This is a genomic window from Kribbella sp. NPDC056861, from assembly GCF_040687575.1.
GTDB lineage: Bacteria > Actinomycetota > Actinomycetes > Propionibacteriales > Kribbellaceae > Kribbella.
The window spans coordinates 285,753-299,043 of record NZ_JBFBNQ010000003.1; the positions used below are offsets into that span (position 1 = coordinate 285,753).

The following is a 13,291-nucleotide window of genomic DNA, read 5'->3' on the forward strand; positions in this document are numbered from 1 at the left end:
ACCATTTGACCATGGCCGTGAATCTGAGACTCACTCCAGAGGTGGCATCAGCGCTGCAGGCTGAGGCCGATCGCACCGGAAAGTCGCAGCAGGAGATCCTCCGGGAGGCGGTCGCCCGTCATCTCCACCTGGTCGGTGGCGAAGAGGTCCCGGTCAGCGATCGCGACAGCGCGAGGGCGGCCCACCGAGTGATCCCCGCGCGAGTTGCCTACCGGAAGGTGACGCCGCGGCTTCGGCTTCCGAAGGACGTCGACAGCCTGGGGCTGCTCGATCGGGATGATCGCTTCTGATGCACATCTATGTGGACAGCAGTGCGCTGATCAAGAGAGTGGTCGCCGAAGCGGAATCCGACGCACTGGTGGAGTTTCTGGACGAGCACTACTCGCGAACGGATCTCCTGGCGTCTTCTTCGCTTGCCTGGGTGGAGGTCTCCCGCGTCGTACTCGCTCGGGTGAAGTCGGCGGACGACGCGGGAGAGCTGATCGAGGGAGCGATGTCCGGCATCGACGAGCGTCCGATGTCGGCCGATGTGATCAGCGTTGCCCGCCGGATCGAGCCGTTGATCCTGCGCAGTCTGGATGCGATCCATCTGGCGACGGCCGTGCTGATCGATGCGGACCTCGTTGTCACGTACGACGATCGGTTGGCTGACGCGTGCCGCCGGAACGCTCTCGCCGTTGCGATGCCGGGGCGCGACTAGCTACTCCACGACGAGGTTGAGGCGTTGGATTCCCCAATTGTCGGCGGCGGGGCCCGGGGGGAACCAGACGTCGACGATGTCGTCCTTGATCCAGCTGCCGATGTCGGCGGCGTAGCAGTGGCCGTAGCCGGGGACGTAGAGGCGGGTGCCCCACGGGATGATGCGGGCGTCGACGGCGCAGATGCCGGTGCCGGCGTTGTAGCCGAGGGCGGTCTGGGCGACGTCGTTGTAGGCCGAGACGCGGTAGTTGAAGGTCGTGCCCGCGGCGAGGGTGAAGGCGGCCAGGCGGTTGGCGGCGTTGAGCCGGAATGACGTGGTGATCTGGCCGATCGACGTGGCGGCGGTGTCTTCCTGTGACATCGCGTAGACCTGGTAGTGGGCGCCGGTGCAGGGTGAGGCGTCGGTGACCTGCAGGGTCGGCTGGCCCCAGTCGCTGATCCACTGCAGCGCTTGGCCGTTCTTGAAGGCCCGGTACGCCTTGGCGCCGGCTACCCGGTTGAAGGTGAAGGTCACCTTGCCATCGGTGCCTAGGCCGCCGTTGATGCCGGTCGGCGCGGGCAGGCGCCCGGCCACGCTGTACGCCGGTGCGACGGTGCCGTTGCCGTGACCGCCGGAGATCGGCCGGTCGGGGATCGGTCCGGTGTAGAAGTGCTGGCAGACAGGGAGTGCGGCCGAGGCGGTTGCCGGAGCGACCACCAGGGTGGCGATGCTCAGGAAGGCGACCGCGATCGCCTTGAAACACTGGGATTTGGGCATGGTGAACAGACCTCCAACGGGGGCGGAACCAGAGGTGTCAGCACCCAGTAGGAGGCCTGGCGATCAGTTAGTCAAGGAGTTGTCTTAAAGCCAGCAGGTCGTTGGCGGAGCGGAGTACCGGCTTGTCGATCGGCGTGACCGGAGCGGCCGCGCCGGTGACGTGGAAGGTGTGCGACTCGCCCGCGCTCAAGGTGACCAGGCAACTGTCGACCCGGGCCGCGGCGTCCAACCGGTCCGGGAACAGCGCGAGATCCTTGGCCAGCGCGGTCGCCGTCACGGTGACGTCGTACCCGTCGTCTGTCGGCGTGACCTGCGCTGAGTAGGGGGCGGCCTCGACCCGCAGTTGCGTGTCCTCGACGAAGTACCAGTACGCCGTACTGCCGTCCGCAGCCCGTACTTCGACGTACTCGCTCGTCGGGTCGCCCGGAGTGGCGACGGACTCGGGCAATGAGTTGAGTACCGCGTCGCGAGCGCCGACCTCCAGGACAAACGTCTCGCTGGCCAACGCCTCGCTCCCATTGGCCGTACTACGACGCGTCGCCGTCACCTCGGTGCTCCAGGCAACATCAGTATCGTTGTGTGCGGCAACTACAAGCTCGTCCTCGCGCGGCTGCACGGACAGCAGGCGATCGGAGTACACCCGCTTCAGCGTGTGCCACAAGGGCTTCCGGATGCCGTGGCCGTCGACAGCTGCCCAGGAGACGACCGGCCAGTTGTCGTTGAGCTGCCACACGATCGCGCCGGTGTTGAGCGGGAACAGGCTGCGGAAGTGTTCGATGCCATAGGCAATCGCCCGGGCCTGGTTGAGCTGGGTGGTCCAGTGCCAGTCGTCCATCGACCGCCACTTCGGCAGGTGGTCGCCGAGGCCGCGTTCGAGCTTGAGGTTGCCCTCGAAGGCCTTCTGGTGCACGAGCATCTGCTCGCCGTACGGGTCGAGCGGCTGGTCGTGCACGACACTCGTGAGGGTCGACCAGGCCGGCGGGCCCTGGAAACCGAACTCGGAGACGAAGCGCGGCTTGTACTTGCGGTAGGTCGAGTAGTCGACCTGGTTCCACACGTCCCAGATGTGCATGGTGCCGTTGCGCTCGTCGTTGGGGTGGATGTAGCGGTCGTAGGAGAACGGGCTGCCCGCGGAGTACGGCGTACGGGGGTCGAGCTCGGCGACGATGCGGGGGAGGAGGTCCAGGTAGTAGCCCTCGCCCCACGCCCGGCCGGCCAGCGGCTCGCGCCAGCCCCACTCGACGTAGCCCCAGATGTTCTCGTTGTTGCCGTTCCAGAGCGCGAGGCTGGCGTGGCTGCTCAGCCGGGTGACGGCTTCGCGGGCCTCCGCCTCGACCTCGCTCCACAGCGGCTCGTCCTCGGAGTACGCGGCGCAGGCGAACAGGAAGTCCTGCCAGACGAGTACGCCCAGCTCGTCGCAGACGCCGTAGAAGTCGTCGCTCTCGTAGATGCCGCCGCCCCAGACCCGGAGCAGGTTCATGTTGGCGTCGATCGCGTCCCGGATGCTGCGCTCGTAGGTCGCCCGGGTCTGCCGGGTGAACAGCGCGTCGTCCGGGATCCAGTTGGCGCCGTGGATGTAGATCGGTTTGCCGTTGACCGACAGCACGAACGGTCCGCCGTCCTTGTCCGGGGCAACGTTCATGGTGACGGTCCGGAAGCCGACCCGGCCTTGCCAGTCGTCCTTCTGGGCGCCGGCGACCACGGAGACGCTGACGTCGTACAGGGGTTGCTCGCCATGCCCGCGCGGCCACCACTTGCCGACGGCATCGATCGTCGAGCTGAGGTCTGTCTCGATGGTGCCAACGGGAACGGTCAGCCGGCTGGTGGTGCCGCCGGCCTCCACCAAGATGGTTGCCTCGTCACCGGGCTCGCCGTCACCTGACCAGGCGAGGGAGATCCGGGTGTCCAGTACACCGTAGTCGCCGTCCAGGCCGGCGAGCGGCCGGACCGAGTCGATCCGGACACCGGTCCAGGACTCGATCCGCAGCGGCCGCCAGATGCCGGCGGTCGCGACGTCGATCCCCCAGTCCCAGCCGAAGTTGCTGGCCATCTTGCGAATCGCGTTGTAGGGATGGAGATTCGTGTGCGGCCACATGCCGGACGCTTCCCGCAGCTGGTGGGCCGTCTCCACCGGCGAGGCGAACTCGATCACCAATTCATTGCTGCCAGCAACCAGAAGCCCGGTGATCGGGAACCGGTACGACCGGTGCTGGTTCCAGGTTTTGCCGAGCTCGGTGCCGTTGAGCGTCACCGTTGCTGCCGTGTCCAGCCCGTCGGCGACGAGCTCCTGGATGACGTGCTGGTCCGGCTCCCACTCGAAGGTGGTCCGGTAGCTCCAGCTGGTCTTGCCGATCCAGTGCAACTTGCCCTCGTTGTCCCCGTCGAACGGATCGGGGATGACACCGGCGGTCAGCAGATCGCTGTAGACCTCGCCCGGAACGGTCGCCGCGACGGGCGCGGTGAGCAACGCACTGTTCCGCTCCGGCACCGGGCCCTCCGCCGCCTGCACGGTCCAGGCGGCCCCACCCTCGGTGGTCAACGAAACGGTCCGGAGCGTAGATGTCACAGGAAGGCTCTCTCTGTCGGAACGGGTTACTTGACGAACTAAAGAAAGCCTATGTCAGCTGCTCAGGACAGTGCGCTGCCACAGGTCGGCGAGGAGTTGATGGCCGGCGGCGGTCGGGTGCACGCCGTCGTCGGCGAGGGCGGTAGCACCTACTGCCGCTGCTTGCCGGTTGAACTCCACATCGGCCGGCACCAACAGCGCGCCGTACTCCGCGGCGAGGCGCCGTACGACGTCGATCTTGGGGTCGAGGTCTTCCCGCCATAGGTGCTGCTCCTCCTTCACTGCCAGGAGAAACGGCTCGACCAGCACGAGCTGCGCGGTGTGAGTGACGCTGTCGAGCAGTTCGCGGTACGAGTGCTCGAATGCCTCGGCCGAGGTCGGGTCGTCCTCGTCGTACCGGCGCCAGGTGTCGTTGATGCCGATCAGCACCGAGACGAGGTCCGGCTGCTCCGCGATCACGTCGGTCTGCCAGCGCGCCGCGAGGTCGGCCGCGCGGTGGCCGGAGATGCCGGCGTTGACGATCCGCGGCCGCTGCGAGCCGAAGGCGTCGTACAGGTTCTTCACGTAGCCGTCGCCTAGTCCGGCCGGATCGCCTCGGCGGCCGCAGTCGGTGACGGAGTCCCCGGCGAACACGAAGGTCCGCCGGGGATCCAGGAGAGCTGTCACAGCAGGGTTGCCATCAGATCGTGGTGGCCTGCACGTCCCAGTCGTCCGGCAGGACGGGCGGGACCTCGACGGTGCTGGTGACGTCGACGAAGTTGCCGGTGTCGATCGACTCGGTGATCGACGACATCACGTCGACCACGTGGAACGCGAGCGCCCCGGTGGCCCGGTGCGGACGGTCCTCGCGGATCGCCCGAGCCATCTCCAGTACGCCGGTACCGCGCTCGGCGGTCGCCTCGGTGGTCTCGAGAACCTCCCAGTCCTCGGCGCCGCGGCGGCGGATCTTGATCTCACCGTCGAAGCGGTTCGGGTCCGGCACGGCCAGCGTCGCGTCCGACCCGGTGATCTCCACGAACCCGCCCCGCGACAGCGGCGAGTCGAAGCTGAAGATGCTCTGCGACGACTGCCCCGACTCGAACCGCGCGATCGCGCTGACGTGCGTCGGCACCGTCACGTCGAAGTCCGTGCCCTCCAGCGGGCCGGAGCCGATCGTGCGCTTCTCCCGCGACTTCGAGCCGATCCCGGCCACGGCCGCGACCGGGCCGAACAGCTGCACGAGCGTCGTCAGGTAGTATGGGCCGATGTCCCAGAGCGGACCGGCGCCTTCCTGGAAGAGGAAGGCCGGGTTCGGGTGCCAGGACTCGGGGCCGGGGGACTGCATCAGCGTCAACGCGGTCAACGGCGTACCGATGTCACCGCGCTCGATGATCCGGCGCGACTCCTGCAGGCCCGGGCCGAGGATGGTGTCGGGCGCGCAGCCGAGCCGCAGCCCCGCGTCCTTGGCGGTCTCGAGCAGCTTGAGGCCGCTCTCCTGGTCGAGCGAGAACGGCTTCTCGCTCCACACGTGCTTGCCTGCGGCAACGGCTGCCAGGGCGACCTCGACGTGCGCGATCGGGATGGTCAGGTTGACCACGATCTCCACGTCGGGGTGGCCGAGCACGGACTCGGGGCCGCCGTGGCTCTCGATCCCGTACTCCGCTGCCTTCGCCTCCGCCGCTTCCGGGCGCAGGTCGCCGATCGCGACCACCTTGAGGTCGGGGAAGCTCTGCATGCTCTTGATGTAGGCGTCGGAGATCACTCCGGCGCCGATCACCCCTACACCGACAGCGCTCATGCAACGTCCTCCCCGGTGAGGTAGGCGAAGCTCCCCGCGACGGCGTCGAAGATGTCGCCCTCGAAGTCGTCGAGCTCGACCACACGCAGGGTGCCCGGCGAGGCGGCGAGGATGTCGTTGACCGCGATGCTGCCGGCGCCGACCGCGACCTGCGCCTTGTTGTTCAGGGTGCCGTCGCCGTCCTTGATGTGCAGCGCCTTCACCCGGTCACCGAGCCGGGCGAGCAGCGCCGGTACGTCGGCCCCGCCGACCGCGGCCCAGTACGTGTCGAGCTCGAGGACGACGTCGTCGGACAGGTTGTCGGCCAGGATCTCCAGGCCGTGCACCCCGTCGATGACGGACTCCAGCTCGAAGTGGTGGTTGTGGTAGCCGACCGTGATGCCGTGGTCGGCCGCTTCCTTCGCGGCCTCGTTCAGCGCCGCGGCCGTCGCCAGGATGTCGTCCGCGGACTGCCAGCGCGCCGGGTCGACGTACGGGTCGATGACGGTGCTGATGCCGAGCTTCTTGGCCACCTCGAAGATCGGCCCGGACTCCTCCCGGAGCAGCCCCGCGTGCGTGGTGGGAGCCGACAGACCGTACTTGGGCAGCGCCTCGGCCAGCTGGTCGGCCAGGCCGACGACACCGAAGGGCTCGACCTGCCGGTACCCGATCTCAGCGATGCGGGCCAGCGTGGCGTCGAAGTCCTCCTCCAGCTTGTACCGGACCGTGTAGAGCTGTAAGGACAGGTTGTCCACTGCGACCATGTTTTTCTCTCCTCGTTTCAGGGTCTCCCGCTGCCCATGGAAGCCCCCGGACTGGACGTGCCGAACCGGTTAAGTAACTCGCCGCAGCCTATCCCAGCCTGCCCATCTCGACCACCCCGTAACCACCAGTCGAGCCACCTTCACCCCTTGAAGGCAAACGCTTACCGGCCGCTGGTGCCGACGTGGTCTCACAATGACTCCATGTTTGCTTGCTTCCCCCGCAATCCGATCCTCGGCCATCGAGTCCGATGAACGCCTTCAAGATGTACCTCCGGGTGACCAGCAGGGTGTTGCTGCCGGACGAGATCTCGGAGCGGCTCGGTGTCGAGCCAGACACCGCAAGGCCGATCGGGAGCACCTGGCGTCCCGAGGCGCCACCCAGGCCGCACACGTCATGGGTCCGCAACGTAGAGACGACTCACCCCAACCCGCGGCCCGAAGATCTGGAGCCCATGGTGCTCGGCTGGGGTCAGGAGTTCGCGCAGGCACTCGGCCAATTGGTCGACACCACCGACGCGACTGTCGCCCTCGATATCGTCCAGGACGTCAATGACCGCAAGGACCCCCAGCAAGTAGGCATTTTCTCAGCCCGGCCCTGATCGCCTGGCTGTCCACCGCGAAGGGCTACCTGGATATCGACCAGTACCTGGGTGACTGAGCCTCGCGTTGGTCGCGGGGAGTCGAGTACCTGCGGGTGGTCCGCCGCGAACGCTCCGCTCGGGCATCTCACGCCTAGGACCAGCGGTAAGCCGGCTCGCGACCTGAACCCCAGCGGTGGTCCGACCCTCTCTTTTCTTTCTCTTTCTGAATCTTTCTGCCGTTGTCTTTGGTCTTCTTTCTTGTGGTGTTTGGGTGGTCCTTAGCTGCCTCTCCGTGCACCTGTAGTTACTCGATCACGTTCCGTATCCAGACCGCTGCTGTTCGATCAAATGGCCACCCTCCGTGGTGGCAAGCGTTTACCTAGAGACGGGGAGTACACGGGAGCCGCAGAATGAGGGCCTACCGGACCGCCCGTCACGGTTCGGACCGCCCGTTCGAAGGAGGCCATCGTGCCCCGAATCACGATCAAGGAGATTGCCCGACGGGCCGGCGTCTCCAAAGGCGCGGTGTCGTACGCGCTGAACAACCAGCCGGGGGTCAGTGAGGCTACCCGGGCTCGGGTGCTCAAGGTCGCCGAGGAGTTGGAGTGGGTGCCCAATCGGGCGGCCCGGCAGTTGTCGGCCGCGCGCAGCGAGACGTTCGGTCTGGTGTTGGCGAGGACCGCCAAGACCCTGAGTGAGGAACCGTTCTACATGGGCTTCGTCGGTGGCGTGGAGTCCGTGCTGAGTGAGCGGTCGTACGCGCTCGCCCTGCAGGTCGTGCCCGATCTGGAGGACGAGATGGCGACGTACCGGAAGTGGGCTGCCGAGCGCAGGGTGGACGGGGTGCTGGTGGTCGACCTGCGGGTCGACGATCCGCGGATCCCCCTGCTGCGCAAGCTCGAACTGCCTGCGGTGCTGGTCGGGGATCCGGCGCTCGCGGACGGGTTGGCTTGTGTCTGGACCGACGGGACGACGGCGATGTACGCCGCCGTCGAGCACGTCGCGTCGCTCGGGCATCGGACGGTCGGCCGGGTGGCCGGGCCGCCTGATCATGGTCATGTCTGGATCCGCGACAAGGCGTTCGCGGCGGTCGGCCGGCGGTTGGGGCTGGACGCTCGGGTCGTCTACACCGACTTCTCCGGTGAGGGAGGAGCCGCGGCGACCCGGGAGTTGCTGACCGGCGCGGACCGGCCGACGGCGATCATCTTCGACAACGACCTGATGGCCGTCGCCGGGCTGGCGGTGGTCAACGAGCTCGGGCTGCGCTCGCCGGACGATGTCACGCTGGTCGCCTGGGACGACTCGACGTTGTGCCGGGTGACGCATCCGACGCTGACCGCGATGAGCCACAACATCGTTGCGTATGGGGCTGAGGTCGCGCATCGGTTGTTCGAGTTGATGGAAGGTGCGTTACCTGAGTCGCATCTGTACTCCACGCCTGCGTTGGTGGTCCGGGGAAGCTCGGGGCCGCCGCCCGCCTGAATGAACTCCGCGCTCGGCGGACTGCGTCCGCCGAGCGCGGAGGAAGGGTGAGGTGGGCGCGGAATAGGCGGGCTGGCTGGTCAGACGCCTGGCGCTGCTACCACCGTGACCGGTACGCCGTTGAGCGCCGCCGTGCCGGCGACGGGATCGGTGAAGGCGCTGTCGGTGATGTCGTTGGCGCTCACACCGGCCACCTGGTTGGCCACCGACAGGCGCGCGCCTGAGCGGTTGTGGCCGAAGCCGTGCGGCAGGCTGACCACGCCGGGCATCATGTCGTTGCTGGAGGCAACCTCTACTGAGATCGACCCGGCCGCCGAGGTGATCTTGACCAGCTGGCCGTCGGTGAGGTCGCGGGAGCGGAGGTCGTCCGGGTTCATCAGGAGCTGATGCCGCGGCTTGCCCTTCACCAGGCGGGCCGAGTTGTGCATCCAGGAGTTGTTGCTGCGCAGGTGCCGGCGGCCGATCAACAGCAGGCCGTCGTCGGCATCACCCGAGAACAACGTCGATAATGCCCGCGGGAGATCGTCGAGGATCATCGGTTGCGCGAGATCGATCCGCTTCGTCTTCGTGTAGAGAGCGCCGGGCAACGCCGGTTGCAGCGGGCCGAGGTCGACTCCGCCGGCCGACTTCCGCAGCGTGCGCACCGAGAGTCGATAGGGCCCGATCCGCAGACCCAGATCGACAATGCGCCGTGGTGACAGGCGAAGACGTAAAGAGGTGAGCGCCTTCGCGCGACCAGGCGGCGTACTGCGCAACAACGCCAACCCCAGTCCGCGCAAGATCTCCCAGTCGTGTCGCGACTCCGACGGCCGAGGCAGTACCGCGTCGTTCCACCGCGCCGTGTTCCGTACTGCGAGTGCATGAAACGCCAGGTCGTAGTGATCGCGTTCCAACGGCGGTGTCGGCGGCAGGATCACGTCGGCATGCCGGGTCGTCTCGTTGATGTACGGGTCCACGCAGACCATGAAGTCCAGCGTCTCCAGCGCCTCGTCGAGCCGCCGGCCGTTGGGCGTGGACAGCACCGGATTGCCCGCGATCGTCACCATCGCGCGGATCTGCCCGTCGCCCGGCGTCAGGATCTCCTCGGCCATCACCGACGCCGGCAACTCCCCGCCGAACTCGGGCAGCGACCGCACCCGGCTCTTCCAGACCCCGATGTGCCCGCGCCCGATCCCACGAAGCGTGTCGACCGCCGGCCGCGGGAACATCGACCCGCCCGGCCGGTCGAGATTCCCGGTGATGATGTTGAGTACCTGGACCGCCCACTGACACAGCGCGCCGAACTGTTGCGTCGAGACCCCGAGCCGCCCGTAACAAGCCGCCGTCTCGGCAGCCGCGAACTCCCGCGCGATCCGCCGGATGTCGTCCGCCGCGATCCCCGTCACCGCGGCCGCCCGCTCCGGCGTCCACTCGCGCGTCACCGACTCAACGACGGAAAGCCCATCCACGTACTCCGCCGGCGTCGCCGCGCCGTCCGCCAAGATCTGGTGAATCAATGCCAGCAGGAACGCAGCATCCGTACCGGGCCGGACGAAGTGATGCTCATCGGCCACCGCCGCGGTCTCGGTCCGGCGCGGATCGATCACCACGACCCGTCCGCCTCGCTTCTGCATCTCCTTGAGCCGCCGCCCGAACCCCGGCGCGGTCATCATGCTGCCGTTCGAGGCCAGCGGATTGGCGCCGAGCATCAGCAGGTACGACGTCCGGTCGATGTCCGCCACCGGCACCATCAACTGATGCCCGTAGAGCAGATGCACGGCGAGCATGTGCGGCAACTGATCGACCGACGTCGCGCTGAACCGGTTCCGCGTCTTCAGCAGCCGGACCACCGTCGGCATGTGCGTCATCGCGCCGACGCTGTGCACGTTCGGGTTGCCGAGATAGACGCCGATCGAGTTCCGCCCGGACGCCGACTGCACCGCGCGCAGTCGAGCGGCGACATAGGAGAAGGCCTCGTCCCACCCCAGCTCTTCCCAGCCGGTGGCAGTACGCCGTACTGGTTGTGTCAGCCGGTCGCGATCCTCCTGCAGGTCGCGCAGCGCCACCGCCTTCGGGCAGATGTGCCCGCGGGACAGCGGGTCCGCCTCGTCGCCGCGGATGTCGGTGACGCGTCCGCCCTCGACGGTCACGAGCACGCCGCAGATGGCCTCACACAGGTTGCACGAAGTACGCCGTACGGTCGCCATCCAGCCAAACTACTCCTGAGTAGCCGCGGCGACTACTCGAACTTCGCCTCGTCGAGTCGGCCGAGGATGGCGTCGACGGTCTCGTGCGGTGACAGGTCGGAGTTGTCCAGCCACAGGCCGCGGCGCGGGCTGAAGGCGTGCAGCTCGTAGTCGAGCTCGTCGACCGAATGCTCGTGGCCGTAGCCGAGCCGGTCATGGATCACGTCGGGCCGGGGTGTCAGCACCACCAGGTACCGCGGGCGGGTCTGGATGCCGTCGAGGAACTCCCGCAGCAGCTCGCCGATTACCACGTCCTCGAGTACTACGGTGAAGCCGCCCTCCGCGTACCCGTCGGCGACCTGGCAGGCGAGCCGGTACTGCAGCTTGAGCTGTTTCTGCGCCTCGGCGCCGTTCTCGATCGCCGACGAGGCCTTGCCGCTGACGATCATCCGGCGGAACACGTCACCGCGCAGATGGACGCCGTACTGGAACCGCTCGGCGAGCAATTGGGAGACAGTGGATTTGCCGGCCGCCATGATCCCGCTGACGACGATCACCCCCTCGGTCTCCATGAGGGGATCGTGCCACGCGGGACCGCCTTTTAGTCAGCCTTTGTCCATCTTCTTTGCCTGCTGGACAACAGGATCAAGGCTGTAGTTCCTGCAGGTGCGCGCGCAGGATCTCGCGAACTCGCTCCGGGGTGGAGTACCGCGGCTGGATGGCCGCGTGCATGGAGAGTCCGTCGACCAGTCCGTGCAAACGATCGATCTCCAGTTCGAGCGTCAGGTCAGGACGAAGTACGCCGGCCTCCGACAGCTTGTGCAGCAGCGTTTCGCACAGGCCGCGCAGCCCTTGGTGGACCGGGCCGAGCAGTTCGCGCAGGCCGCCGGCGCCGGACTCGGCCTGTGCCTGGGCGATGAACGAGAGCCAGATGTCGAACTCGGCCTGCCGCTCGGTGTCGAGCGGGATCACCTCCTCGAGATAGCGCAGGACGATCTCGGTCGGCGTACCGGTGGACTCGATCGCGCTGATCCGTTCGCCGACCCGGCGGGAGACCAGGTCCATCGCGAACTTGATCAGCCCGTCCTGGTCGGGGAAGTAGTAGCGGACGGCGCCGGCGGACCAGCCGGCCTCGGCGGCGACGGTGCGGACGGACGCGGCCCGGATGCCGTCGCGGCGGACCACCCGCCACAGCGCCTGGGCGATCTCCTCGCGGCGGGCGTCGTGGTCGACGATCTTTGGCATGGCTCTTTTTAGCACACCCGTGTTAGAGTCGCTGTATTAACACGACCGTGCAGAATAACTGAGAGGGAGAGTCCCGTGCTGCTCGCTGTGATCGCCGGCTGTGAGATCGGCTTCTGGGTCCTGCTCGCCGCCGGGATGGTGACGCGCTACCTGCTGCGGCTGCCACGGTTGGGGATGGTGCTGCTCGCGATGGTCCCGCTGGTGGATGTGGTGATGCTGATCGCCAGCGTGATCGACATCCGGTCCGGGGGAGAGCCGTCGGGCAAGCACGCGCTGGCCGCGATCTTCATCGGCGTCAGTGTCGGCTTCGGTCATCGCAGCCTGAAGTGGGCCGACGGCTGGGCGGCGTACAAGTTCGCGGGTGCGCCACGGCCGGTCAAGCCGAAGAAGGGCACCCGGGAGAAGGCGCTGCACGAGCGTCAGGGCTGGTACCGGCACGTGCTCGCGTACGTCGTGGGTGTCGGCGTGATGATCGCGCTGGGGCTGCTGTCCGGCAAGGGGTTCGACGCGCTGCTCGGCACGGCCTGGCCCTGGACCATCGTGCTGGTGATCGATGGGATCGTCTCGTTCAGCTACACCGGTGATGTCGACGAGAAAGAGCAGTCCGAAAGTCGTACATTGCGAGTATGACAACGGCGGCAGGACGGGTCTGGCACGGGATCACCGCACTCGTGGTCGCGATCGGTGTGGTGATGCAGACCATCACGGCGGCGACCTCCACCGGCGGCGAGGGGTTCTACAAGGAGAACCCCGAGCGGGTGCTCAACGTCTTCGCCTACTTCACGATCCAGTCCAACCTGCTGCTCGGCGTGACCTGCCTGTTGCTCGCTCTCGGAGCAGGCCGGCAGGAAAGCACCTTGTTCAGGACGCTGCGGCTCAACGGCGTGCTCTGCATCGCGGTGACGGGCATCATCTACCACCTGGTGCTGGCCGGCAGTGACGATCTGCAAGGCCTGGCCTGGGTCGGGAATCTCCTGGTCCACACGGCCACGCCGCTGCTCGGCGTACTGGGATGGCTGTTGTACGGCCCTCGTCGACAGACCAGCGGTCGGATCGTCGCCTGGTCGGTCGTCTTCCCGCTGCTCTGGATCGCGTTCACGCTGATCCGCGGCGAGGCCACCGGCTTCTATCCGTACCCGTTCACCGATGTCAGCCTGCACGGTTATGGACAGGTGCTCCTGAACTGTCTGTTCGTGGCGCTACTGTTCCTGGCTCTGGCTGCCGGGGCGACTCTTCTCGACCGCCGGATCGGGAGACAAACCGTCGAGAGGTAGTG

14 protein-coding genes are annotated in these 13,291 nt (G+C 67.2%); 6 read left to right on the forward strand and 8 right to left on the reverse strand.

Going from position 1 to position 13,291, the window contains the following annotated elements; translation table 11 throughout:
- Positions 1–11: 11 nt before the first annotated feature.
- Both AB0P21_RS15115 and AB0P21_RS15120 read left to right on the forward strand, forming a co-directional pair.
- Positions 12–290: a ribbon-helix-helix protein, CopG family gene (locus tag AB0P21_RS15115; protein WP_363696987.1), complete on the forward strand. Its 279-nt coding sequence runs from the start codon at positions 12–14 to the stop codon at positions 288–290.
- Positions 290–700, forward strand: a complete 411-nt coding sequence (locus AB0P21_RS15120; RefSeq protein ID WP_363696989.1) for a type II toxin-antitoxin system VapC family toxin — start codon at positions 290–292, stop codon at positions 698–700. The genes AB0P21_RS15115 and AB0P21_RS15120 overlap by 1 nt, the downstream gene beginning before the upstream one ends.
- Here AB0P21_RS15120 and AB0P21_RS15125 read toward each other — a convergent pair whose 3' ends face one another.
- From AB0P21_RS15125 to AB0P21_RS15145, 5 genes are all read right to left on the reverse strand, one after another.
- Positions 701–1,456, reverse strand: a complete 756-nt coding sequence (locus AB0P21_RS15125; RefSeq protein ID WP_363696991.1) for a 3D domain-containing protein — start codon at positions 1,454–1,456, stop codon at positions 701–703.
- Between the two features lie 67 nt (positions 1,457–1,523).
- Positions 1,524–4,022 (reverse strand): glycoside hydrolase family 2 protein, encoded by a 2,499-nt coding sequence (locus tag AB0P21_RS15130; RefSeq protein WP_363696993.1) that lies wholly within the window; start codon positions 4,020–4,022, stop codon positions 1,524–1,526.
- Positions 4,023–4,076: 54 nt separating this feature from the next.
- Positions 4,077–4,688: an SGNH/GDSL hydrolase family protein gene (locus AB0P21_RS15135; protein WP_363696996.1), complete on the reverse strand. Its 612-nt coding sequence runs from the start codon at positions 4,686–4,688 to the stop codon at positions 4,077–4,079.
- 13 nt (positions 4,689–4,701) lie between these two features.
- The gene (locus AB0P21_RS15140; RefSeq protein ID WP_363696998.1) at positions 4,702–5,799 is read right to left on the reverse strand and encodes a Gfo/Idh/MocA family oxidoreductase; all 1,098 of its coding nucleotides are present in this window, start codon (positions 5,797–5,799) and stop codon (positions 4,702–4,704) included.
- Positions 5,796–6,542 (reverse strand): sugar phosphate isomerase/epimerase, encoded by a 747-nt coding sequence (locus tag AB0P21_RS15145; RefSeq protein ID WP_363696999.1) that lies wholly within the window; start codon positions 6,540–6,542, stop codon positions 5,796–5,798. Before AB0P21_RS15145 ends, AB0P21_RS15140 begins: the two co-directional genes overlap by 4 nt.
- Positions 6,543–6,790: 248 nt before the next feature.
- Between AB0P21_RS15145 and AB0P21_RS15150 the strand changes: the two genes are divergently transcribed.
- Both AB0P21_RS15150 and AB0P21_RS15155 read left to right on the forward strand, forming a co-directional pair.
- Positions 6,791–7,141 (forward strand): DUF4279 domain-containing protein, encoded by a 351-nt coding sequence (locus AB0P21_RS15150; protein ID WP_363697001.1) that lies wholly within the window; start codon positions 6,791–6,793, stop codon positions 7,139–7,141.
- Positions 7,142–7,591: 450 nt separating this feature from the next.
- The gene (locus AB0P21_RS15155; protein WP_363697003.1) at positions 7,592–8,605 is read left to right on the forward strand and encodes a LacI family DNA-binding transcriptional regulator; all 1,014 of its coding nucleotides are present in this window, start codon (positions 7,592–7,594) and stop codon (positions 8,603–8,605) included.
- Between the two features lie 80 nt (positions 8,606–8,685).
- Here the strand turns inward: AB0P21_RS15155 and AB0P21_RS15160 are convergent, their stop codons facing one another.
- The 3 genes from AB0P21_RS15160 to AB0P21_RS15170 all read right to left on the reverse strand — a co-directional run bounded on the left by AB0P21_RS15160 (position 8,686) and on the right by AB0P21_RS15170 (position 12,015).
- The gene (locus AB0P21_RS15160; RefSeq protein WP_363697004.1) at positions 8,686–10,791 is read right to left on the reverse strand and encodes a molybdopterin-dependent oxidoreductase; all 2,106 of its coding nucleotides are present in this window, start codon (positions 10,789–10,791) and stop codon (positions 8,686–8,688) included.
- A 32-nt stretch (positions 10,792–10,823) separates the two neighbouring features.
- The gene (locus AB0P21_RS15165) at positions 10,824–11,342 is read right to left on the reverse strand and encodes an AAA family ATPase (protein ID WP_363697006.1); all 519 of its coding nucleotides are present in this window, start codon (positions 11,340–11,342) and stop codon (positions 10,824–10,826) included.
- Positions 11,343–11,415: 73 nt separating this feature from the next.
- The gene (locus tag AB0P21_RS15170; RefSeq protein ID WP_363697008.1) at positions 11,416–12,015 is read right to left on the reverse strand and encodes a TetR family transcriptional regulator C-terminal domain-containing protein; all 600 of its coding nucleotides are present in this window, start codon (positions 12,013–12,015) and stop codon (positions 11,416–11,418) included.
- A gap of 75 nt (positions 12,016–12,090) precedes the next feature.
- Here AB0P21_RS15170 and AB0P21_RS15175 point away from each other — a divergent pair, with 75 nt between their 5' ends.
- Both AB0P21_RS15175 and AB0P21_RS15180 read left to right on the forward strand, forming a co-directional pair.
- Positions 12,091–12,645 (forward strand): 2TM domain-containing protein, encoded by a 555-nt coding sequence (locus tag AB0P21_RS15175; protein WP_363697010.1) that lies wholly within the window; start codon positions 12,091–12,093, stop codon positions 12,643–12,645.
- Positions 12,642–13,289, forward strand: a complete 648-nt coding sequence (locus AB0P21_RS15180) for a Pr6Pr family membrane protein (protein ID WP_363697012.1) — start codon at positions 12,642–12,644, stop codon at positions 13,287–13,289. Before AB0P21_RS15175 ends, AB0P21_RS15180 begins: the two co-directional genes overlap by 4 nt.
- Positions 13,290–13,291: the final 2 nt, after the last annotated feature.

Coding starts and splice junctions, on each gene's coding strand:
- AB0P21_RS15180 (WP_363697012.1), top strand. CDS start 12,642: ATGACAACGGCGGCAGGACGGGTCTGGCACGGGATCACCGCACTCGTG.
- AB0P21_RS15140 (WP_363696998.1), bottom strand. CDS start 5,799: ATGAGCGCTGTCGGTGTAGGGGTGATCGGCGCCGGAGTGATCTCCGAC.
- AB0P21_RS15115 (WP_363696987.1), top strand. CDS start 12: ATGGCCGTGAATCTGAGACTCACTCCAGAGGTGGCATCAGCGCTGCAG.
- AB0P21_RS15125 (WP_363696991.1), bottom strand. CDS start 1,456: ATGCCCAAATCCCAGTGTTTCAAGGCGATCGCGGTCGCCTTCCTGAGC.
- AB0P21_RS15120 (WP_363696989.1), top strand. CDS start 290: ATGCACATCTATGTGGACAGCAGTGCGCTGATCAAGAGAGTGGTCGCC.
- AB0P21_RS15150 (WP_363697001.1), top strand. CDS start 6,791: ATGAACGCCTTCAAGATGTACCTCCGGGTGACCAGCAGGGTGTTGCTG.
- AB0P21_RS15165 (WP_363697006.1), bottom strand. CDS start 11,342: ATGGAGACCGAGGGGGTGATCGTCGTCAGCGGGATCATGGCGGCCGGC.
- AB0P21_RS15145 (WP_363696999.1), bottom strand. CDS start 6,542: ATGGTCGCAGTGGACAACCTGTCCTTACAGCTCTACACGGTCCGGTAC.
- AB0P21_RS15160 (WP_363697004.1), bottom strand. CDS start 10,791: ATGGCGACCGTACGGCGTACTTCGTGCAACCTGTGTGAGGCCATCTGC.
- AB0P21_RS15170 (WP_363697008.1), bottom strand. CDS start 12,015: ATGCCAAAGATCGTCGACCACGACGCCCGCCGCGAGGAGATCGCCCAG.